26 protein-coding genes are annotated in these 19,824 nt (G+C 37.5%); 19 read left to right on the forward strand and 7 right to left on the reverse strand.

Going from position 1 to position 19,824, the window contains the following annotated elements; all coding sequences use genetic code 11:
• Nucleotides 1-240: 240 nt before the first annotated feature.
• The 3 genes from PVA17_RS06555 to PVA17_RS06565 all read right to left on the reverse strand — a co-directional run bounded on the left by PVA17_RS06555 (nt 241) and on the right by PVA17_RS06565 (nt 1,717).
• On the reverse strand, nt 241-669 hold the full coding sequence (locus PVA17_RS06555; protein WP_274067214.1) for a GNAT family N-acetyltransferase: 429 nt from the start codon (nt 667-669) through the stop codon (nt 241-243).
• A 172-nt stretch (nt 670-841) separates the two neighbouring features.
• Nucleotides 842-1,174 carry a chaperone CsaA gene (gene csaA, locus PVA17_RS06560; RefSeq protein WP_132358373.1) on the reverse strand — a complete coding sequence of 111 codons (333 nt, stop codon included), beginning with the start codon at nt 1,172-1,174 and terminating at the stop codon, nt 842-844.
• A gap of 12 nt (nt 1,175-1,186) precedes the next feature.
• Nucleotides 1,187-1,717, reverse strand: coding sequence for a hypothetical protein (locus tag PVA17_RS06565; RefSeq protein WP_274067215.1), 531 nt, complete (start codon nt 1,715-1,717; stop codon nt 1,187-1,189).
• Nucleotides 1,718-1,897: 180 nt separating this feature from the next.
• Between PVA17_RS06565 and PVA17_RS06570 the strand changes: the two genes are divergently transcribed.
• The 4 genes from PVA17_RS06570 to PVA17_RS06585 all read left to right on the forward strand — a co-directional run bounded on the left by PVA17_RS06570 (nt 1,898) and on the right by PVA17_RS06585 (nt 4,387).
• The gene (locus PVA17_RS06570) at nt 1,898-2,635 is read left to right on the forward strand and encodes a polysaccharide deacetylase family protein (protein WP_132358369.1); all 738 of its coding nucleotides are present in this window, start codon (nt 1,898-1,900) and stop codon (nt 2,633-2,635) included.
• Between the two features lie 93 nt (nt 2,636-2,728).
• The gene (locus tag PVA17_RS25270; protein WP_337993599.1) at nt 2,729-2,896 is read left to right on the forward strand and encodes an NUDIX domain-containing protein; all 168 of its coding nucleotides are present in this window, start codon (nt 2,729-2,731) and stop codon (nt 2,894-2,896) included.
• A gap of 346 nt (nt 2,897-3,242) precedes the next feature.
• Entirely contained in the window at nt 3,243-3,941 is a 699-nt protein-coding gene (locus PVA17_RS06580; protein ID WP_274067216.1) for a Type 1 glutamine amidotransferase-like domain-containing protein, read from the forward strand.
• A gap of 155 nt (nt 3,942-4,096) precedes the next feature.
• Nucleotides 4,097-4,387 carry a DUF5316 domain-containing protein gene (locus PVA17_RS06585; RefSeq protein WP_132358365.1) on the forward strand — a complete coding sequence of 97 codons (291 nt, stop codon included), beginning with the start codon at nt 4,097-4,099 and terminating at the stop codon, nt 4,385-4,387.
• Between the two features lie 193 nt (nt 4,388-4,580).
• Here the strand turns inward: PVA17_RS06585 and PVA17_RS06590 are convergent, their stop codons facing one another.
• Entirely contained in the window at nt 4,581-4,796 is a 216-nt protein-coding gene (locus PVA17_RS06590; RefSeq protein ID WP_274067217.1) for a YjcZ family sporulation protein, read from the reverse strand.
• A 269-nt stretch (nt 4,797-5,065) separates the two neighbouring features.
• Here PVA17_RS06590 and PVA17_RS06595 point away from each other — a divergent pair, with 269 nt between their 5' ends.
• Entirely contained in the window at nt 5,066-5,350 is a 285-nt protein-coding gene (locus PVA17_RS06595; protein WP_274067218.1) for a hypothetical protein, read from the forward strand.
• Between the two features lie 247 nt (nt 5,351-5,597).
• On the opposite strand, the gene PVA17_RS06600 is transcribed toward PVA17_RS06595, so the two are convergent.
• Nucleotides 5,598-5,876: a DUF3784 domain-containing protein gene (locus tag PVA17_RS06600; protein ID WP_274067219.1), complete on the reverse strand. Its 279-nt coding sequence runs from the start codon at nt 5,874-5,876 to the stop codon at nt 5,598-5,600.
• Nucleotides 5,877-6,349: 473 nt separating this feature from the next.
• A complete protein-coding gene (locus tag PVA17_RS06605; RefSeq protein ID WP_274067220.1) occupies nt 6,350-6,853 on the reverse strand; it encodes an NUDIX domain-containing protein in 504 nt (167 codons plus the stop codon).
• A 292-nt stretch (nt 6,854-7,145) separates the two neighbouring features.
• Between PVA17_RS06605 and PVA17_RS06610 the strand changes: the two genes are divergently transcribed.
• Nucleotides 7,146-7,490: a hypothetical protein gene (locus PVA17_RS06610; protein WP_248718968.1), complete on the forward strand. Its 345-nt coding sequence runs from the start codon at nt 7,146-7,148 to the stop codon at nt 7,488-7,490.
• Between the two features lie 442 nt (nt 7,491-7,932).
• Here PVA17_RS06610 and PVA17_RS06615 read toward each other — a convergent pair whose 3' ends face one another.
• Complete coding sequence (locus PVA17_RS06615) at nt 7,933-8,367, reverse strand: PaaI family thioesterase (protein WP_274067221.1); 435 nt, start codon at nt 8,365-8,367, stop codon at nt 7,933-7,935.
• A gap of 431 nt (nt 8,368-8,798) precedes the next feature.
• On the opposite strand from PVA17_RS06615, the gene PVA17_RS06620 reads away from it, so the two are divergent.
• The 13 genes from PVA17_RS06620 to PVA17_RS06680 all read left to right on the forward strand — a co-directional run bounded on the left by PVA17_RS06620 (nt 8,799) and on the right by PVA17_RS06680 (nt 19,676).
• Complete coding sequence (locus tag PVA17_RS06620) at nt 8,799-10,130, forward strand: phenylacetate--CoA ligase family protein (protein WP_274067222.1); 1,332 nt, start codon at nt 8,799-8,801, stop codon at nt 10,128-10,130.
• On the forward strand, nt 10,127-11,143 hold the full coding sequence (locus PVA17_RS06625) for an NAD(P)/FAD-dependent oxidoreductase (protein ID WP_274067223.1): 1,017 nt from the start codon (nt 10,127-10,129) through the stop codon (nt 11,141-11,143). The genes PVA17_RS06620 and PVA17_RS06625 overlap by 4 nt, the downstream gene beginning before the upstream one ends.
• A gap of 28 nt (nt 11,144-11,171) precedes the next feature.
• Entirely contained in the window at nt 11,172-11,411 is a 240-nt protein-coding gene (locus tag PVA17_RS06630; protein ID WP_132358351.1) for a ferredoxin, read from the forward strand.
• Between the two features lie 72 nt (nt 11,412-11,483).
• Nucleotides 11,484-12,437 carry a 1,2-phenylacetyl-CoA epoxidase subunit PaaA gene (gene paaA / locus PVA17_RS06635; RefSeq protein WP_132358349.1) on the forward strand — a complete coding sequence of 318 codons (954 nt, stop codon included), beginning with the start codon at nt 11,484-11,486 and terminating at the stop codon, nt 12,435-12,437.
• Between the two features lie 22 nt (nt 12,438-12,459).
• Nucleotides 12,460-12,828: a 1,2-phenylacetyl-CoA epoxidase subunit PaaB gene (gene paaB, locus PVA17_RS06640; RefSeq protein WP_274067224.1), complete on the forward strand. Its 369-nt coding sequence runs from the start codon at nt 12,460-12,462 to the stop codon at nt 12,826-12,828.
• On the forward strand, nt 12,806-13,606 hold the full coding sequence (paaC, locus tag PVA17_RS06645) for a 1,2-phenylacetyl-CoA epoxidase subunit PaaC (protein WP_274067225.1): 801 nt from the start codon (nt 12,806-12,808) through the stop codon (nt 13,604-13,606). The genes paaB and paaC overlap by 23 nt, the downstream gene beginning before the upstream one ends.
• Before the next feature lie 31 nt (nt 13,607-13,637).
• Nucleotides 13,638-14,135 carry a 1,2-phenylacetyl-CoA epoxidase subunit PaaD gene (paaD, locus tag PVA17_RS06650; protein ID WP_132358343.1) on the forward strand — a complete coding sequence of 166 codons (498 nt, stop codon included), beginning with the start codon at nt 13,638-13,640 and terminating at the stop codon, nt 14,133-14,135.
• Nucleotides 14,136-14,154: 19 nt separating this feature from the next.
• Complete coding sequence (locus PVA17_RS06655; protein ID WP_132358341.1) at nt 14,155-14,457, forward strand: EthD family reductase; 303 nt, start codon at nt 14,155-14,157, stop codon at nt 14,455-14,457.
• The gene (locus PVA17_RS06660) at nt 14,457-15,233 is read left to right on the forward strand and encodes an enoyl-CoA hydratase/isomerase family protein (protein ID WP_274067226.1); all 777 of its coding nucleotides are present in this window, start codon (nt 14,457-14,459) and stop codon (nt 15,231-15,233) included. The genes PVA17_RS06655 and PVA17_RS06660 overlap by 1 nt, the downstream gene beginning before the upstream one ends.
• A 2-nt stretch (nt 15,234-15,235) precedes the next feature.
• Nucleotides 15,236-16,009, forward strand: a complete 774-nt coding sequence (locus tag PVA17_RS06665; RefSeq protein ID WP_274067227.1) for an enoyl-CoA hydratase-related protein — start codon at nt 15,236-15,238, stop codon at nt 16,007-16,009.
• A gap of 16 nt (nt 16,010-16,025) precedes the next feature.
• Nucleotides 16,026-17,534, forward strand: coding sequence for an aldehyde dehydrogenase family protein (locus PVA17_RS06670; RefSeq protein ID WP_483308009.1), 1,509 nt, complete (start codon nt 16,026-16,028; stop codon nt 17,532-17,534).
• 73 nt (nt 17,535-17,607) lie between these two features.
• A complete protein-coding gene (locus PVA17_RS06675) occupies nt 17,608-18,477 on the forward strand; it encodes a 3-hydroxyacyl-CoA dehydrogenase (RefSeq protein WP_132358333.1) in 870 nt (289 codons plus the stop codon).
• Nucleotides 18,474-19,676, forward strand: coding sequence for an acetyl-CoA C-acyltransferase (locus tag PVA17_RS06680; protein WP_274067229.1), 1,203 nt, complete (start codon nt 18,474-18,476; stop codon nt 19,674-19,676). Before PVA17_RS06675 ends, PVA17_RS06680 begins: the two co-directional genes overlap by 4 nt.
• Nucleotides 19,677-19,824: the final 148 nt, after the last annotated feature.

A 19,824-nucleotide genomic window follows, 5' to 3' on the forward strand; every position in this document is an offset into this window, starting at 1 on the left:
ATATTTTGATTAAACTTTTTTAAAGGTATGCTTTTAATTGAAACAAATGGATAGACAAGGAAATACAGATAACTATGATAGTTTAGGTCTTTCGAATTCCAGTATCTAAATTATCTTAAGCACAAATTCAAAATGGCATTATTATTAAAAAAATTTAGGGAACCATTTAGGTATCCCTAATTTTTTTAAATCTAAATTTACCATAGCCTATGAATAAAGTAGCAGGATTGCCTTTGCTAATTACGTTAATACTAGATGAAGTATTGGATAAGGACGACCTAAGCTATCTGTTGGATCTTCACTAACAATAGTAAAACCATTTTTCAAATAAAACATCTTTGCGTTTTCATTGTCTTTGTTGACATCAACAGACCTTATACTAAACTCTCTAATAAGTTGTTGTATTAATTGTTTGCCATAACCTTTTCCAATCTCAGCAGGTTCTAAAAATAGCATTTCTAAGTGCTGGTTATTGGTTCCTGAAAAACCTATCAATTCATTGTCCACATACCAAAGTCTCACATCAAGATGTGGGAAATACATAGGAATTTCCTGTTTAATGTCTTCCTTATCTTTTAAACTTAAAAAATCGTGGGTTTTAGTAACGGATCGATCCCAAAGATTTATAATAGTTTCATAGTCATTAGTTGTTGCTTGTCTGTTTTTCATAATGTTCGCTCCTTTTTATCTTCATTATCACGCTCCTTTCTATTTTTATTGGAAGATTTTAATGATGTAGCACCAATCATAATAAATTTTCATTTTCTTTGATCCTCTCGATTTAGGTTAAAGCTATTTTTGCCTGTTACACAGTTTCATTTTTTATCACAAAATCCTAGCATTAACTAATTTTAGTTCCGTTTGGTACAGGCTGATCAGGAGTTAATAAAATCACATCTCCTTCTACAGGAACGCCGCCAATTACTAAAACTTCAGATTTAAAGCCTGCCACACGACGGGGAGGGAAATTAACGATCGCTACTACTTGCGTATTTATAATTCCTTCTGGCGTATAGCGTTTTGTAATTTGAGCAGAGGATTGCTTAATGCCAAGATCTTCTCCAAAATCAATTTTCATTTTAATAGCAGGAACCCTTGCTTTTGTAAGTTCTTCGGCTTGGATAATAGTACCGATTCTAATATCAAGATTCATAAAATCTTCTATTGTTGCCATGGAAAATACTCCTTACTTTTCAATTTGTATAAAGTCATGTAAATTCATTACGATCAAAGTATTTATTTTTTCTATAATAGTTGGATAAATGTTCTCGAATATTGCATATAGCGTTTCAAAAGAGGCATGAAGCTCTTTATTATCATTTAATTCATCGCGAGTGATTGTAAAATTCTCTAATGTAGTAGGATGATTATGTTGTTTTAGTTCCTGTTCAATTTTCTCCAGGAGTAAAAGAAAAGGTTCATCATTAAAATATTTAAAACAGGCTTTGATCGCTGCCCAATTTTTAGGCTGTGCCATGAAATAAGCACTCCACCAATAAAATTCGATAAGAGATTTACTAATATGGTTATAATAAACATAAAACATAAATAATGCTCGTTGGCCTTCCGTAAGTTCCTCATAAAAACGTTCTTTTACACCGATATTAGTTTCTTTGGACATCCTTACCTTATAAATCTGAATGAGCGGTTCAAAACACCTTTGACTTAGGTTGGAGCTGTTTAACTCGAATTCCTCTTCCTTTACCTTTATTATCAAAATAATCACACTCCTTCCAAATAATATAACATTTTTAAGAATAGAATGTGTAGCGTTATTTACATTCAAGTTGGATTGTTATTGGTTTTATATACAATTAAAAGAACAAAAATAAAAGCATTTTTTAGTTTAAACCTCAAATAATAATGATTAGAAATATTATTTGCAGGAGGTGAAAATTTGAGGAAATACTATCTGCTGATTGCATTATGCTTTTTCGGGTTATTTTTATTTTTTGTTAATGAAAAATCTTTTGCAGACAAGGGAAGGAAGTATTACGAAGAGGCAGGACAAATTTTGTGGGATATTAATACGGATGAAAAAGTGATCGCCTTAACCTTTGATGATGGTCCTCATAAAAAGTACACACCTGACATTTTAGATATATTAGACAAGTACAATGCAAAGGCTACATTCTTTATTGTGGGTGAAAATGCAGAAAAAAATCCAGAGCTCGCTTTACGTATACATGAAGAAGGTCACGAACTAGCCATTCACACATATACGCATCCTTTTAGAACGAATGTTTCCAATTTGATGAAAGAAATAAAACAAACACATGCAACAATTTATGGTATTACAGGTTATGTCCCTGTTTTATTTAGACCCGTTGAAGGCCAATATACGGATTCCATGATTGATGCAATATCAAAAGAAGGGTATAAAGTTGTCATGTGGTCATGGCATTTAGATACATTTGATTGGAAAAGTCCTGGAGAAAAGAAAATTGTCAATACTGTTTTAAAAGGTGCTAAGCCTGGAAGTGTCGTGTTATTTCATGATGGCGGTGGAAATCGTGAGCAGACTGTGAAAGCATTAGAAAAAATCTTACCAGAGCTTGATGAGCAGGGATATAAATTTGTAACGATATCTGAACTACTCGAGATTCAAAAATTAAGTAATAAGGATGGAAAATAAATAAAGGCAGGGCTCATTTTTTTATGTAATTTGGGTCTTGCTTTTTTGTATTTAAACTCAATTATGAATGATTACATTAAAACGATGGGACAAATGATCGGGCATAAAACTCTATTGACTATTGGCTGTGGAGCAATAATTGAAGATGATAGGGGGCGTATTCTTTTACAAAAAAGGGCTGACGGTGATGTTTGGGGAATCCCAGGAGGTATCTTGGAAATCGCAGAAACCTTTGAGGACACTGTTAAAAGGGAGGTTTGAAGAAACTAATCTTATTCTGAACAATATTACATTGTTTGGCTTATATTCTGGTAAAAATGGTTTTGCAGAGTATTCAAATGGCGATAAAGTTTATAGTGTTCAACTAATTTTTTATTCATGCGATTATAAAGGTACTTTACAAATCAATGATGAAAGTAGCGAACTGTACTTTTTATCGAAAGATGAAATACCTTTAAATCTTAATCCTCACCAATCCTCATGATTGGAGAAAAAGTATACCTACACCAGTAATAAAATGAAAAAGTTCTTATGCTAATGAGTGCGTTTCCTCTAGAAGTTTTATATAATCAGAAAATACAGTATATTCAAAAAGAGGGGGAGAAAAATGAAACAAATTATTGCATTAGGAGGGGGAGGCTTTTCTATGGAGCCTCATAATCCATTATTAGATACATATATTTTACAGCAATCTAACAAAGTCAATCCTAAGCTTTGCTTTGTTCCTACTGCAAGCGGAGACTCAGAAAATTATATTGCAAGATTTTATTCTTTTTTTAACGCACAACAATGTATGCCGTCCCACTTATCACTTTTTTCACCTCCAACTCGAGATTTAGAAAGTTTTATTATGGAAAAAGATATTATTTATGTTGGGGGAGGTAATACTAAAAACCTTTTAGCTTTATGGAAAGAGTGGTCTTTAGATAGTCTTTTAAAGGCAGCCTGGCATGAGGGAATCCTTTTAACAGGCATTAGTGCTGGTTCAATTTGTTGGTTCGAGGAAGGAATAACAGATTCATTTGGAGGAGAGTTAGAGCCGATAACATGTTTAGGAATTATTCCAGGAAGTAATTGCCCTCATTATGATGGTGAAGTCAATCGAAGACCAGCTTATCATAATTTGATTAAAGCTCGTAAACTATCGTCTGGAATTGCCGCTGATGATGGAGTTGCCGTTCATTTTATCGATCAAGAAATCCATAAAATCGTTAGTTCAAACCCTAATGGTAAAGCATATAAGGTATCCTTGGATAAAGATATCTATGAGCAAAAATTAGCTGTTGAATATTTAGGAAGTATATAACAACTTCAAAAAATTTAAAAAGCCTTATTTTCATTTTAGAAGAAAAACCATCCATACCTATTCTTAGTGTGAATTATAAAAAAAGAAGAAATGATTACAAAAAAATAAAACAGAAAATGGTAATCGAACGTAAAATAACGTAGGGGGGATATGGGGTGAAATATGTATTAATTGGTGTTTTCTTATCACTTTGCGGTGTTTTGATATCGATGATGTTATGGGGAATGGAAAAGATTTATTTAGTTTCAGGCGCGGTTGGCTGTATCTTCATTGTCATTTCAATGATTTTTTCAGGGTCTATGGTTAGTGGGGATCGGATGAGGGCAAATATTGCTACCGAAACAACAGAACATCGGGATGAGCGCAATAAAATTACTTTAAATTCCTTATACATTGCTTTACCAAATATTATTGTAGCGGTTTTATTTTATTATTTAAGTAAATGATAAATAAAAGGTCACCGGACAAAAGTGACCTTTTTGTTTTAACTGTAGTATGTTAGGCTGGTTAGTTATCCTTCTATTACTAGCTATTTGAAATTTAGCAACAGAGTTTATGGAAATGATTAATTGTGACAATGATAAATAGCATTAACTTTTTCATGATTCATCGGATTTAGCAACGAAAGTATTGGAAAAATTAATAGACGAATGTTGCGCCAACAATAATTAAAAGAATGAATAGAACGACAATTAATGCGAATGCTGAACCATGTCCTCTGCCATGACCATAACCATAGTATCCGCAGCAGCCACTGCTACCATAGCTACCGCCACCGTAGCCACCGCCGTAGCCACCGCCATAGCCACCGCCATAGCCACCGTAACAACAGTTATTTCCACCGTAATATCCCATGAAATATCCCTCCCTTCTACAATCTATAATATGTCTTGGTGTAAAAAGGAGGGGAGGTATTCATCTTGGTTTTACTCAGTTTGAATTAAAAATCCGAAAAATTAATGATGATGAATGACTGAATTCCAAAATGGGATAGCAATGAATAGTATTCCTCAAAATTCTTAGGGGATAAAGCATGTAAGAAACATTTTTATAGAATAATAAATTTGAAACTATTACAAATGTCAATCGTATAAATAAGGAAGGCTCTTGGAGGTGATTGTACTATGTCGTTTATTGGATGGGCTATTCTAATTTTTTCGATTGTCTGCTATTTACCTTTCTTTATTTGGCTTTCTGCTAAGTATCTAAATAACGGTGATCAATCAAAAAGAAAAAATAATTATTGGTTATTGTTGATGTTAACTGGATTATTAAATTCTTTGAATACTTTCTTGTTTAAGATACAAGATACATATTTTTTAGCCGTAACAATCATTTTCATTTTATTATTTAGCCTTTACATGTTTTCCGCTGTTCGTAGAGATAAAGGAAAAGAATCGTTTAGATAAAAGTGGTGGAATAACTAACGAAATGGTTTAGAATGCTACAATGTGTCTAAACATGTTCCCTTGAATATGGACCTTGTCTAAATATTCAAGGGAATATTTTTATAATTTCTATATGTTTTAAAGTGGATCATCACCAAAATGTGTGGTTGATTTCCGTTCCGACTGGGCGCTTTGTTGCTGTCGCTTCGCTTTCGCACAGTTAAAACATTTGTTGCTGACGCTTCGCTTTCGCACAGAGCAGAGCTTCCTAGGGGCGTCCGATGAGCCGCTTCGCTGCGCTGCAGGGTCTCATCTGTGACGCTGTGATCTGACCCCAAAATTTTAGTCCAAAAGGTAATAGTAAAGTAATGATACCTACTATGTATGAGAAAACACCAAATAGCTTAGCTAGTTTATCTTTATTCCCAATAAAACTATCTTCTTGGTAACCCGCGATAAGCCACAGTTTCTTTTTAATATGGATCAGATAACCTATAAAAATAATAATTAAAGCAACAACAAAACAAGTAATATATCCAGCAATCATTTTTCGTCACCTTACTGATGTTTGTTCTAATAAATATACGAATATAATAAGAAAAAGGTTTTCCAATAATTTATTAGATAGCTATAGTCAATAACATATAAAATCTAAGATAACACATCAAATCATGCTTATATATTTAGTTAGTATAGTTATGAAAAAATTGGGGGCATTCACATAACAATAAACGATAAATAAATAAGGGTCACTCGAACCAAAGCGACCCTAAACCACAAACTAGGAGGTGCAAAGCTAAGTTAGCTTTACACTACTATTAATATGACTTAGTAGCTATGTTTGTATAGTGAAATGCCTGAGAATAAAATTAAAAAAATAATAATCTAACAGGTGAAGATTTAAAATGTTGTATCAATCACTTTTTCTACATGATTTAGAGGCTAAAAGTAATTAGTATAGCTGGTAAAATAAAATACTATTAGAAGTTGCCTATGTATGAAGCTATAGTCAAATGCAACTCATAAATAAGAAGGTTTATTACTTAACGCTGCTTGTAATAGTAAGTGTATTAACTCATGATCATTAATTAAATAAGGTATTTCTTCCGGTTCAACCCAAATACGCGAAATTGTTTCATGTTCTCGAAGGAATGGTAGGCATTCTTGAATGTCCATACTATAAAACATTTGATATCCGATTAAAGGGTATTTACTATTAGCATTAAATAAGGGGTTCTCTTCGTGACTGACTTCAATTGCTCCCAAATAATTGATCGGCCCCTTAACATAACCTTCTTCAAATGCCTCTCTATGAAATGCTTCTTCAGGTGTTTCTCCTTTTTCAATATGTCCTCCGGGAAAGTTAAATCCTCTCCCGTCTACATGAACTAACAAAACATTCCCTTGATAAAAACAAACGCCATGTACACTTGTTACTTTGCTGACATCGTCAATTCTATGATTTTGAAACCATGTCAGTTTAAGTTGATGTCCGCTCCAGTTCACATAAATTTGGTTGTTCATATGGTACCTCCCTTATTACGTATTAAAATAATCAATATATTTCCATTTTAGTTAATTGCAAAGTCGAAGTATATTAATTTTTAACTCTGTTTGGACGCAATTATACAGTGGCGTATTTCATTAAAAACAATTATTGAAGCGAATCTAAGCGTTAATGATTTAGCTTGTAAAACTAAACAAAAATACAAAATCGTCACATTTAACTAGGTGTGGCTTTTTCTTATGCATTTACTAGCTATGAATAGAAGAGATGGGGCAATCTTAATGCCATCTAATTAAGGTGCAGCCATATTTGTCATCAACTTTACGCAATGAAAGAGGTGGTACGATGCAAATAACAGATGGTACATGGATATTTGATTCGGAAACGATCGATGAAGCGGCAAAAAAATTACAACGAGATGAGCAGGAAAGGGAGATGTTAAATGCTTTTGCTCGGTATGCTTATCTTCGTTACAAGCAGATTAGAGATTGTGTAAACCCTCGAAAATGTAAATACATGAGAATCGATCAAGTGCGTGAACAATTAAAATCACCAGCCAAAGTACAAAAAGTTAGTAGTTTATTCAATATTTCAGAAGAAGAAGTACATTACATTGTAGATTTTGTGAAAAAGTATTTGAAGTATGTTAAATAAAACAAAGTCTCCCGGTCAAAAGTTTCAACCGGGAGATATTTATTTTACATAAACCATCAATTCATCATCTATAAAATTCCTTATGTAGTTCATTAACTGTAGCGAATTTTTCTGCTGGATCGGTAATGAGGGAAATAATTCTAGAAAATCATTGCATGCTTTGCTTAATATCGATCTTTTGACCAAACAATATTCACTTTTGATTGAATAGTGCAATTACAATAATTCGAATACCATGAATTAGGGATTTATCGAAACTGTTTTTAAATAGTTACCCAGCACGAGGGTTGCTAAATAATCCAAGGTAAACTACAGACAACGCAAAAAAGACATTCTGTAAGAATAAGATAGCTTCATCAAGATCCCTTCTTGTTGTGGCAAGTGAGGATTTTAAAAAAAGATATGAGCAACCTATTTGACGCAGGTTGCTCACATCTTCCTCTTATTCGATGAAATTTTCATTTTTACGATAAACCATCGCTTCCATTGTTGCGCATAAGTCATCGTTGCTCCAAACATGGATTTGATACCAAGCTAAACGGCTCGTTTTTTTAACCTCTTCTGCGATAGCTGTTAGTTGGTGATCTGCCAAACCTGGGCTCATGTAATGTATTGTATTCGTTACACCGACAGCTGTTTTGCCGTACGAATTACTAGCGGCCGCAAAGGCGTAGTCGGCTAAAGAAAAAATAATACCTCCATGTACAGTTCCATGTGTATTGAGCATATGAGGTGTTGGGGAAATTGTCACTTTTGCAAAGCCTGCTTTTAATTCTACTAATTCCATCCCTAAATAATTTGCAAATGGTTCCTTTGATAAAGCTGCGAAAATATTATCATAATATTTCTCATGTTGTTGAGCCTCAGTTAATGTCAAAGTGAATCCCCCTTTGTTTTCAAAAAATATATATGTAAAATAGACGAAAATTATTCATACAAATTAATTACGATTGAAGTTAAAGTGAAATATAAAATTAATTTAACACCTAGTATTGGGAAGGTAAACAGTATTAACGTAGTTTTATAGAATTATGTTTCGTTTACGATTCTTTTGTGTATTTATGTAATTATGCCTTATTAATAGTAGGTTTAAAGGGGATATTTACAAATGGCTCTTTGTGTTTATGGACAAACAGTATGTAAGCTAAAACGTTCTTAAACGACAATTAAGCAACTTTAATTAGAAATAACGAAATATATTGACAATTCGGACAAATAAGTTTATCTTAATCTTAGTTACGAAACTATTACTACCGTGGTTAATTTGTTATATAAGGAGAATTGTAATAGCATAAAGGGGGTTAGGGAATGTATCATCCAGAAATAGAAACAGCTTCAAGGGGAGAAATGGCAAAGATTCAGCTGGAGCGCTTAAAAGCAACAGTAGAAAAAGTGTATAACAATACACCTTTCTATAAGGAACTGTTTGATCAGCTTGGCGTTAAACCAGCTGATATTCAAAGCTTGGAAGATATTCGCAAATTGCCATTTACTAAAAAAGTAAATTTACGTGAGCAATATCCATTTAAACTTTTTGCAGTACCGATGGATGATGTAGTTCGCATTCATGGTTCTTCAGGAACTAGTGGAAAACCAACAATTGTTGGTTATACAAAAAATGATATCGATATGTGGTCGGGACTTTTGGCTCGCGCTATTGTTACCGCAGGGGGACGCAAATCAGATATCTTTCATAATGCTTATGGCTATGGTCTATTTACTGGTGGGATGGGTTTACACTACGGAGCCGAAACTTTAGGCGCAGCAGTTGTACCGGTCTCTGGTGGGAATACGGATCGTCAAATTACATTAATTGATGATTTTAAACCAAGGGGCATCGCAGGGACACCTTCTTATATTCTAACGATCGCTGAAAAGATGGAGGAAATGGGAATCGATCCAGCGACGAACGGGATTGAATATGGAATTTTTGGTGCAGAGCCTTGGTCAGAGGAAATGCGCCGTGCGATAGAAGATAAATTAGCGATTCGCGCAATGGATATTTATGGTTTAAGTGAAGTGCTAGGTCCTGGTGTATCAATCGAGTGCTTTGAAGCGCAAAATGGTTTACATATTGCTGAAGATCATTTCTTCGTAGAAGTGATTGATCCAGATACATTGGAACCTGTAGCTGATGGAGAAGATGGAGAACTGGTTATTACTAGTTTAACGAAGGAAGCGCTTCTAATTATTCGTTATCGTACGGGTGATATTACTTCGCTTACACGTGAAAAATGTAAATGTGGACGTACAACAATGCGGATGGCACGTGTTAAGGGACGTACAGATGACATGTTAATTATTCGTGGAGTCAATGTTTTTCCATCTGAAATCGAGCGTGAGTTATTGCAAATAGAAGGGTTGGCACCACACTATCAAATCCATTTGTTAAAGAAAGGAAATATGGATGCGATCGAACTGCATGTTGAGTTAACATCAAAATTATACGAAAAAGTAGGAGGTGACCTCAGTCATCCGCTTATCCAATTACTGACGAAGGAGATTAAGCACGATTTAAAAAATGCCTGCTTAATTTCCGTTAGTCTAGTCATTGAAAATAGTGGTGCTATTCCACGCTCTGAAGGAAAGGCAATTCGTGTCATTGATAGAAGAATGGAACAGAAGGAGGTTCTTCAATGATTGATACTGAGCAAATAAAAGATGTGACCATTATAGGTGGAGGGCCTGTTGGTATGTTTGCTGCCTTCTATGGTGGTATGCGAGGCATGAGCGTCAAAATTCTCGAAAGTCTTCCTCAGTTGGGCGGTCAGTTAGCTGCTCTTTATCCAGAGAAATATATTTATGATATAGCGGGTTTTCCAAAAATTCGTGCACAAGATCTTATCAATAATTTAAAAGAACAAATGAAAACTTTCCCGGTAGATGTTTGTACGAATGAATCTGTACAAACTATCGAAAAAGATCAAAGTGGGATTTTTAAAATTGTTACTACGAAGAGCACGCATTATTCTCGCACAATATTGATCACTGCTGGAAATGGTGCATTTAACGTTCGGAAGCTTGAATTAGATAAGGACGACAAGTTTGCACAATGTAATTTACATTACTTCATTACTGATCTTAATGCTTTTAAAGATCGCAACGTGATGGTGTTTGGTGGTGGCGATTCTGCAGTCGACTGGGCGATGATGCTAGAACCAATTGCTAAAAAGGTTGCTATTGTCCATAGACGGGATAAGTTTCGTGCGCATGAACATAGTGTAGAAAATTTATTGCAATCTACTGTCGAGGTCATTACACCTTTTGTACCCGAAGAACTCGTAGGGGAAGAGCGCATCACACATGTCAAATTAAAGCATGCGAAAGACGAAACGATCCAACCAATCTATGGTGTCGATGATATTATTGTGAACTTTGGCTTTGTGTCGTCGTTAGGGGCCATTAAAGACTGGGGCTTGGAAATTAGGAAAAATGCCATCGTCGTTAATTCACGCATGGAAACTAACATTCCAGGTATTTATGCGGCAGGTGATATTTGCACATATGATGGGAAAGTTAAGCTAATTGTGAGTGGATTTGGAGAGGCACCTACAGCTATTAGTAACGCAAAAGTATATATTGATCCAACATCTAAAGTGCAACCGTTGCATAGTACGAGTCTAATGGAAGAAAAAAAGAAACAACTTAGCTAATGCTGTAGGTTGTGGAAAGGATGAGTGTATGGCGAAATTCACTAGAGTAGATCAAGATACATGTATTGCTTGTGGCGCATGTGGCGCATCGGCTCCGGATATTTTTGATTATAATGACGAAGGCATCGCCTTTGTTATTTTAGACAATAACAAAGGATGCAAAGAAGTACCGCTAGATTTATATGATGATTTAGAGGATGCAATGGAAGGTTGTCCAACAGAATCAATTAAAGTAGCAAATGATCATAAAGTCTTGTTAGAAGTGTGATTTTTTTTACCCTCTAACATAACATAATAGTGACGGTTATCGGAAATTGGTTATACAAGGAGGTTTTTTACTATGAGTGTCGTTTCACAAGTATCGGAGCAACAATTACAAGAGCAATTTGAGGCGCGGATTGCTGCAGGTGAAAAGATTGAAGTAGATGATTGGATGCCGGAAGAGTATCGTTTGGCACTAATCAAATTAATTTCGATGCATGGTATTAGTGAAATTATGGGTGCTCTTCCAGAGAAAGAGTGGGTTCCAAAAGCTCCGACATTATATCGAAAGCTAGGGATTATGGCGAAGGTTCAAGATGAGATGGGACATGGTCAATTATTATTACGTGTAGCAGAAGATTTGCTAAAACCGTATGGTAAAGATCGCGGCGATATAATGATTGATTTATTCGAAGGGCGTCTTAAGTTCCATAATGTATTCCATATGGAAACAAAGTCATGGGCAGATGCGGGTTTAATTGGCTGGCTTGTAGATGGTTCTGCCATTATCTCACAAACAAACATGTTAGGTTCTTCGTATGGTCCTTATGCACGTGCTTTACAACGTATTTGTGCAGAAGAAGTTTTCCATGCACAACACGGTGAAGCCATTATTATGGCGTTGGCAGAAGGTACACCTGAACAGCGTGAACTTGTGCAAGATGCGTTAAATCGCTGGTGGGAATCACTATTATTTTTCTTTGGTCCAGCTTCAAAAGATACAACAGGTTCTAGTAAGCAAGATATAACGATAAAATATAAGATTCGTGTTTTAACGAATGAAGAATTACGTCAAAGCTTCTTAACAAAATACGTTCCTCGTATTCAATCAATAGGTTTGACTGTGCCAGACCCAACTTTGCACTTTGATGAAGCGCAAAAAAAATGGATTTACCAAGAGCCAAACTGGGAATATTTCAAAAAAATCCAACGCAACGAAGGTCCATGTTCTCAAAAACGCTTAGCACTTCGTCGTTCATCCTATGAAAATAACGCTTGGGTACGGGAAGCATTAACGGCTCTGGTAGATTAACGCTATAGAGAGGGGGATCATCGTGGAAAAACAATCTTTCTATCAAGAATTCGAAGTATTTAGTAAACGAACACCAACATCACATTTCCAGCATCAATTCAGTCTTTTAGCACCGAACGGAGAAATAGCGTTAGTGATGGCACAGGAAAATTTTATGCGTCGTGAGCCTGTGGTAGACATTTGGGTGGTCAATCGTAAACATTTACACGGCTTAACTCAAGATAATAAACAAGCGCTGCAACGATTAGACAATAAAGATTACCGTACAACAAAAGGCTATGGCTATTTAAAGAAAAAATGGCGTCACTATGAACAAGTTATGCTGGACGAAAAAGAAATTCTATCTTGGGGTGGGGGAGGGAAGAAAGATGACTCAAGAAGTAAAACCTGAATATAAAAAGGCCGTCCTTGCAGTACTTTATCAATTAGCGGATGATGATTACTTATTTTCGTATCGTGGCTCTGAGTGGCTTGGATTGGCCCCGCATATTGAGGAAGATGTAGCATTCTCATCCATCACACAAGATACAATGGGACACGCTAAATTATATTACACGCTTTTAGAAGAGCTTGGCGAAGGCGCGGCAGATTCATTAGCGCAGCTCCGATCAAAAGAGGAGCGGTTTAACAGTCTTCTTGTAGAACGCCCGAACGGGGAAGGGTACTACAAAGATGCGCCGAATTATGATTGGGGATACGCTGTAGCACGTAATTTTGTCTATACAACGGTGAAAAAAGCGAAGATTGATGCACTCAAAGCGAGCAGCTATACACCCCTCAAAGAAGTGGCTGTGAAAATTAGTACGGAACTTTATTATCACCAGATGCACTGGACAACGTGGTTTACGCAATTATGTACAGCAACAGAAGAATCACGTTCACGTATGATGAAAGCATTACAAGAGGTAATAAAAGATAGTGGGGATTTGTTGTCATTGGGCAGCACAGCCGCGCATATAACTGCATATGAATTGATCGAATCAGAAGCGGTCATAAAAGAACGTTGGTTGGCCATTGTAACGCCCACTTTTGAAGCTGTAGAAATCGCAATACCTGTATTACCAGAACCGATTATCAATGGTCGCAACGGACAACATACAGATGATTTAACTTCGGCTATTGAAACAATGTCAGAGGTGTATCGATCTGATTTGGCAGCAAGCTGGTAACGATCTATTGCAAAAAAAAAGGAGGATCACGATGACAACTACGGGTCTGCACGAAGCGCACATCTATGAAGTACTCGAGGCAGTGAAGGACCCTGAAATAGATACGGTCAGTATTATTGACCTTGGCATGATTGAGCGTGTGCAAGTGAATGATGGTCATATCCGTATTGAAGTGCTCCCGACATTTTCAGGATGTCCTGCATTGACAATTATTCAACAAAATATAAAAAAAGCAGTCGAACAATTAGAAGGCGTTCGGGAAGTGAGTGTCGTGTTTATGAATCATCCTACCTGGACTTCTGATCGTGTAACAGAGAAGGGACGTCAAGGACTAAAGAAATTTGGTATTGCGCCACCACCTCGTTTTTTAACAGAAGACGGCTCTTGGCATGTAGATTGCCCGTACTGTGGCTCTACCTATGTCACGCTTGAAAATATTTTTGGCCCAACAGCTTGTCGCAGTATTTTATATTGCAAAAGCTGTAAAAATCCATTTGAAGCAATGAAAATAATTTCTACTTCCATGTAGACAAAGGAGCGTTTTTAAGATGGCAAAATTAATCGCGTTATATAAACATCCTGTTGATAAAGTGGCATTTGATGAGCATTACGAAAAGGTTCATACACCGATTACTGCGAAAATACCAGGTTTACGTGAAATGAAAGTCACAAAATTTAATTCAACGCCGATGGGTACGGAAACACCCTATTACTTAATGTGTGAAATGACATATGATAGCGCAGAAGATTTAAAAAATGGACTACGGTCACCAGAAGGGAAAGCATCTGGCAAAGATTTAATGAGCTTTGCGAGCGATATCGTTACATTAATCATCGGTGAAGATGCATAATGACAGCATTCGAATTTATTGAAGTAACGATTGACAGTGGGATAGGGTTTATTCACTTAAACCGTCCCCGCCAATATAATTCATTAAATCGTGCGATGGTACGAGAAATTGTGCAGGCGATGGAATTGTTCGATCGTGACGAAGGCGTACGGATCATCGTTTTAGCAGGAAATGGGAAAGCTTTTTCATCCGGTGCAGATATTGATGAAATGGCGGCAGACAACACAGTTCGTTTAGAGCTATTAAATCAATTCGCTGATTGGGATCGCTTAGGGCAAATTAAAAAGCCTATTATCGGTAGTGTTAAAGGATTCGTTTTCGGAGGTGGTTTTGAATTAGCCCTTTGTTGTGATGTATTAATCGCCGCAGAGGGCACAGAATTTAGCTTCCCTGAAATAAACCTTGGCGTTATGCCTGGTGCGGGCGGTACACAGCGCTTAACAAAATTAGTAGGGCGAACGAAAGCATTAGAATGGATTTGGAGCGCGGCAAGGATTACTGCTGATGAAGCGCTCGCATATGGCATCATCAATAAGGTTGTGCAACCAGAGATATTAATAGAAGAAACACTTAAAACAGCGACGATGCTCGCACAAAAACCTGCCCTCGCTTTACGTCTTATTAAAGAAGCTGTCAACAAAGCTGTGGATTACTCGCTCTACGAAGGGATGCAGTTTGAACGGAAAAATTTCTATTTATTATTCTCTTCAGAAGATCAAAAAGAAGGCATGCAAGCATTTGTTGAAAAACGTCAACCGAACTTTAAGGGGAGATAAATATGTTTGAAACTATACAATACGAACTGAAAGAATCCGTAGCCTATATTTCATTAAATCGTCCCAACACATTAAATGCATTTACTGCACAGATGAATGATGAAATTCGGACGGCCGTCAAACAAGCATCATTAGATGATGAGGTGCGTTGTATTGTACTTCGTGGTGAAGGACGCGCATTTTGTTCAGGTCAAGATCTTTCGGCTATTGGTGAAGATTTGAAGCTTGGTGATATATTAACAGATTACTATGGTCCGATGGTTAAACAGTTACATAACTGTGAAAAACCAATTATTGCAGCTGTCAATGGTGCAGCTGCAGGTGCTGGCTTTAGTTTAGCGCTTGCTGCCGACTTTCGAGTAATGTCGGAAAGGTCTTTCTTTATGAATGCCTTTATCCATGTAGGGTTAATTCCTGATTCTGGTAATTTATACTACTTAAAACGATTAGTTGGCGATGCTAAAGCACTTGAAATTTCTGTGCTCGGTCAACGTATTAAAGCAGAGGAAGCCAAACAATTAGGTTTAACAACTGCTGTCTATAACGATGAAACATTTGAAGATGACGTTCATTCATTTGCGCAACAGATTGTCCAGTTACCGACAAAAGCAATCGGCCTTATTAAACGTAATATTAAGGCAGCAGAACACTTAAAGTTCGAAGACTTCCTAGTTTACGAAGCACAAAGCCAAAGTATTGCGGGAGCGACAGATGATCATCAAGAAGGTATGAAAGCATTTGCAGAAAAAAGACAGCCTCAATTTAATGGACAATAAAAAGGAGTGAATGATAATGACACAACAAGTACAAGAGAAAGTATTAGTGAAACGCGATTTTTATCATTTAATTATAAACGGTGAAAAGGTAGAGAGCAGTAAGGGTGAGACATTCCAAACGATTAATCCTGCGACAGGTGAAGTCGTAGCAACTGTTGCAAAAGCTTCACAGGAAGACGCAGAGCGCGCAGTGCAAGCGGCTCGCCAAGCGTTTGATTTCGGAAAGTGGAAGCAATATCCTGTGAATCGTCGCGCACAGGTGCTCCATAAGATTGCTGCTATTATGCGCTCTCGCTTTAATGAAATCGTAGAGCTTGAGATGCTAGATACAGGGAAATCCCTTGGCACTGCGCAGGGCCAAGTAAACCAAGCGATAGAAGATTTCGAATTTTACGCAGGCGCGATCGTTGGCCATCGTGGAGCCGTAAATAATATGCCAGGTCAATTTCATAATTATACTGAAAAAGAGCCTGTTGGAGTATGTGCACAAATTGTTCCTTGGAATTACCCACTCATGATGGCTGCTTGGAAAATTGCCCCAGCCATTGCTGTTGGTTGTTCCGTTATTGTTAAACCAGCTTCTTTAACACCTTTAACAGCGATCGTGTTAGGCGAAATTTGCCTAGAAGCAGGTGTACCAGCTGGAGTTGTGAATATCATTCCTGGTTCAGGTAAAGATGTAGGGAATTACTTAGTGGAGCATCAACAAGTCGATAAAGTGGCCTTCACAGGTTCCACACCAGTCGGTAAAGGAATTATGGAAAAAGCTTCGCAAACATTAAAACGCGTTACATTAGAGCTAGGCGGGAAATCACCCAATCTAGTGTTTGAAGATGCTGATATTGATGCGGCGGTAGATGGTTCACTGTATGGCATTTTTTATAACTCAGGCCAATCTTGCGAGGCACGTTCACGCTTATACGTGCACAAAGACATTTATGATGAGTTTTTAGAGAAATTTGTTGCTAAAACAACAGCAATTAAACTAGGTGATCCGTTCGATAAAGCTACTCACATGGGGGCAATTATCGATCAAGACCAATTAAATACAATCGATGGCTATGTGAAATCTGCCATTGCAGAGGGCGCAACCATTTTAACAGGTGGCAAAGTGGCGACTGTAGAGGGCTTTGAAAAAGGCTTCTGGTATGAACCAACTATTATTACAGACGTAACTCAATCCATGAAAGTTGTGCGTGAAGAAATATTTGGCCCGGTAGTTGTTGTCATGCCATTTAGCGATGAAAAAGAAGCGATTCGACTAGCAAATGATTCAGAGTTTGGTTTAGGCTCAGCAGTTTGGTCTAAAGATGGGGCACGTGCCACTCGTGTTGCGAATCAAATCCAAGCAGGAATCGTAATGGTCAATTGCCCATTCTCTGCAATGCCAGGTACCCCATTTGGCGGGTATAAACAATCTGGTTTCGGACGTGAGCTATGTATCGAAACGTTAGATTTATATACAGAGACGAAAAGTATCATTTCATATTATGGTAGCCGCCCACTCAATCCACTAGGCGTCTAACCACCACAAAAACCATATGCGATGAGATATCTTCACTCGTCGTATGTGGTTTTCACAATAAGGAGGTTGCTTCATGAAAAAAATTATTGTCATCGGGTCAGGGGTTATGGGTCGTGGAATTGCCTACGTTAGCGCAATCAGTGGCTTTGAAACAGCTCTTATAGACATTAACGAACAAGCGCTACAAAATGCCGAAAATGACATTACAGCCATTTTCGAAAAATCTGTTGTACGAGGAAAGTTAACAGCACAACAAGTACAAGAAGCAACATTACGTCTGACTTATGTGACAGATTTAGCTACTGTCGCAAATAAAGCAGACTTAATCATTGAAGCCGTACCTGAAAAAAGGGACATTAAACGGGCTGTCTTTGAGCAGATGGAACAGTTTGCTTCACCGCACTGTTTATTTGCCACAAATACTTCAACGATGAGCCCAACAGAAATTGCTTCTTATGCAAAACGACCTGAACAAACGATTGCGATGCACTTTTTTAATCCTGTGCACAAAATGGAACTCGTGGAGATTATTAGAGGTTTAGAAACTAGTGATGAAACAGTCCAAACTATTTGCGAAATTGCTGAACAAATGGGCAAACAAACGGTTGTGGTTAATGAATTCCCAGGTTTTGTTACAAGTCGTATTAGTGCACTCGTTGGGAATGAAGCATTTTATATGTTACAGGAAGGCTTAGGTAGTCCTGAAGACATCGATAAAGCCGTTAAGCTAGGCTTAAATTATCCAATGGGACCGTTCGAATTGGTCGATTTAGTCGGTCTTGATGTTCGTCTGAATAATTTGCGATATTTACATGAAAAGCTCGGTGAAAAATACCGGCCAGCACCATTGCTCGAACAATATGTACAAGCTGGACGTTTAGGTCGAAAGAGTGGAAAAGGGGTTTATGACTATAGCGAGCAAAAAGAGGTGGTGAAAAAATGACAGAAGTCATAATTGTAGATGCTGTTCGTACACCAATTGGTCGTTATAAAGGTGCATTAAAAACTGTTCGGCCGGATGACTTAGCTGCGACGGTCATTAAGGCGCTTATAGAGCGTAACCCAAAAGTGCCAGTCAAACAAATCGAGGATGTCATTTTTGGAAATGCCAATCAAGCGGGAGAAGATAATCGAAACGTCGCCCGTATGGCTGTATTACTTGCTGAGCTACCAATTGAGGTCGGGGGAACTACTATTAATCGCCTTTGTGGTTCAGGCATGGATGCTATCCAATATGCAGCACGTGCTATAAAGAGTGGTGAAGGTGATATTTTTATCGCAGGTGGTACGGAAAGTATGACGCGTGCACCTTTTGTGATGGGAAAACCGGAAGTGGATTATCCGAGAGGCGATCAAAAGATGTTTGATACAACGATCGGCTGGCGTTTTACGAACCCGAAATTGCAAAGCATGTATGGAGCGGATACAATGCCCCAAACTGCTGAGAACGTAGCTAAACGTTTTAATATTAGTCGCGAGGAACAAGATGCTTTTGCATTTGAAAGTCAACAGCGTGCGAAAAAAGCGCTTGCCACAAAGCGTTTCGCTGAAGAAATCGTGCCTGTGTACGTGAAAGATAGAAAAGGACATGAAATTATCGTGGATACTGATGAACATCCACGCCCCGATACAACCTTAGAAGCACTTGCTAAACTAAGACCTATTTTTGAAAATGGGACTGTGACAGCTGGTAATGCTTCTGGTGTGAATGATGGTGCATCGGCATTATTATTAATGAGTGCTAAAAAAGCAAAAGAGTTAGGTATAACACCATTAGCACGATATATAACAGGAGCTGTTATAGGCTTAGAGCCTGCTGTTATGGGTTTAGGGCCTATTTATTCTTCAAAAAAAGCATTACAACGTGCAGGCTTAACAACAAAGGACATTGGTTTATATGAAATAAATGAAGCGTTTGCTGCTCAAGCAATAGAATCCATTAAGCAGCTTGGACTGAATCCAGCACAAGTTAATGTCAACGGAGGCGCTATTGCATTTGGTCATCCATTAGGTGCAAGCGGTGCCCGAATCGTGACAACATTGCTTTACGAAATGAAAAAACAAAACGTACAATACGGCCTTGCTTCCATGTGTATTGGTGTTGGGCAAGGGATTGCCACGATTATTGAAAATATTGAATGATATTAAAGTGTCCAATTAAATGAAATTATGATTTTTTGTGACACGAAGGGGTGATTTCCGTTCCGGCTGGGCGCTTTGTTGCTGCCGCTCCGCTTTCGCGCAGAGCAGAGCTTCCTGGGGGCGTCCGATGAGCCGCTTCACTCGCGGT

This window comes from Lysinibacillus sp. CNPSo 3705 (genome assembly GCF_028674935.1).
Classification (GTDB): domain Bacteria; phylum Bacillota; class Bacilli; order Bacillales_A; family Planococcaceae; genus Lysinibacillus.

What these genes read in the sequence shown, in the direction of transcription:
- PVA17_RS06555 (WP_274067214.1), bottom strand. Translation starts at nt 669, where the DNA reads ATGAAAAACAGACAAGCAACAACTAATGACTATGAAACTATTATAAAT.
- csaA (WP_132358373.1), bottom strand. Translation starts at nt 1,174, where the DNA reads ATGGCAACAATAGAAGATTTTATGAATCTTGATATTAGAATCGGTACT.
- PVA17_RS25270 (WP_337993599.1), top strand. Translation starts at nt 2,729, where the DNA reads ATGATCGGGCATAAAACTCTATTGACTATTGGCTGTGGAGCAATAATT.
- PVA17_RS06580 (WP_274067216.1), top strand. Translation starts at nt 3,243, where the DNA reads ATGAAACAAATTATTGCATTAGGAGGGGGAGGCTTTTCTATGGAGCCT.
- PVA17_RS06590 (WP_274067217.1), bottom strand. Translation starts at nt 4,796, where the DNA reads ATGGGATATTACGGTGGAAATAACTGTTGTTACGGTGGCTATGGCGGT.
- PVA17_RS06595 (WP_274067218.1), top strand. Translation starts at nt 5,066, where the DNA reads ATGTCGTTTATTGGATGGGCTATTCTAATTTTTTCGATTGTCTGCTAT.
- PVA17_RS06600 (WP_274067219.1), bottom strand. Translation starts at nt 5,876, where the DNA reads ATGATTGCTGGATATATTACTTGTTTTGTTGTTGCTTTAATTATTATT.
- PVA17_RS06605 (WP_274067220.1), bottom strand. Translation starts at nt 6,853, where the DNA reads ATGAACAACCAAATTTATGTGAACTGGAGCGGACATCAACTTAAACTG.
- PVA17_RS06620 (WP_274067222.1), top strand. Translation starts at nt 8,799, where the DNA reads ATGTATCATCCAGAAATAGAAACAGCTTCAAGGGGAGAAATGGCAAAG.
- PVA17_RS06625 (WP_274067223.1), top strand. Translation starts at nt 10,127, where the DNA reads ATGATTGATACTGAGCAAATAAAAGATGTGACCATTATAGGTGGAGGG.
- PVA17_RS06630 (WP_132358351.1), top strand. Translation starts at nt 11,172, where the DNA reads ATGGCGAAATTCACTAGAGTAGATCAAGATACATGTATTGCTTGTGGC.
- paaA (WP_132358349.1), top strand. Translation starts at nt 11,484, where the DNA reads ATGAGTGTCGTTTCACAAGTATCGGAGCAACAATTACAAGAGCAATTT.
- paaC (WP_274067225.1), top strand. Translation starts at nt 12,806, where the DNA reads ATGACTCAAGAAGTAAAACCTGAATATAAAAAGGCCGTCCTTGCAGTA.
- paaD (WP_132358343.1), top strand. Translation starts at nt 13,638, where the DNA reads ATGACAACTACGGGTCTGCACGAAGCGCACATCTATGAAGTACTCGAG.
- PVA17_RS06655 (WP_132358341.1), top strand. Translation starts at nt 14,155, where the DNA reads ATGGCAAAATTAATCGCGTTATATAAACATCCTGTTGATAAAGTGGCA.
- PVA17_RS06660 (WP_274067226.1), top strand. Translation starts at nt 14,457, where the DNA reads ATGACAGCATTCGAATTTATTGAAGTAACGATTGACAGTGGGATAGGG.
- PVA17_RS06665 (WP_274067227.1), top strand. Translation starts at nt 15,236, where the DNA reads ATGTTTGAAACTATACAATACGAACTGAAAGAATCCGTAGCCTATATT.
- PVA17_RS06670 (WP_483308009.1), top strand. Translation starts at nt 16,026, where the DNA reads ATGACACAACAAGTACAAGAGAAAGTATTAGTGAAACGCGATTTTTAT.
- PVA17_RS06675 (WP_132358333.1), top strand. Translation starts at nt 17,608, where the DNA reads ATGAAAAAAATTATTGTCATCGGGTCAGGGGTTATGGGTCGTGGAATT.
- PVA17_RS06680 (WP_274067229.1), top strand. Translation starts at nt 18,474, where the DNA reads ATGACAGAAGTCATAATTGTAGATGCTGTTCGTACACCAATTGGTCGT.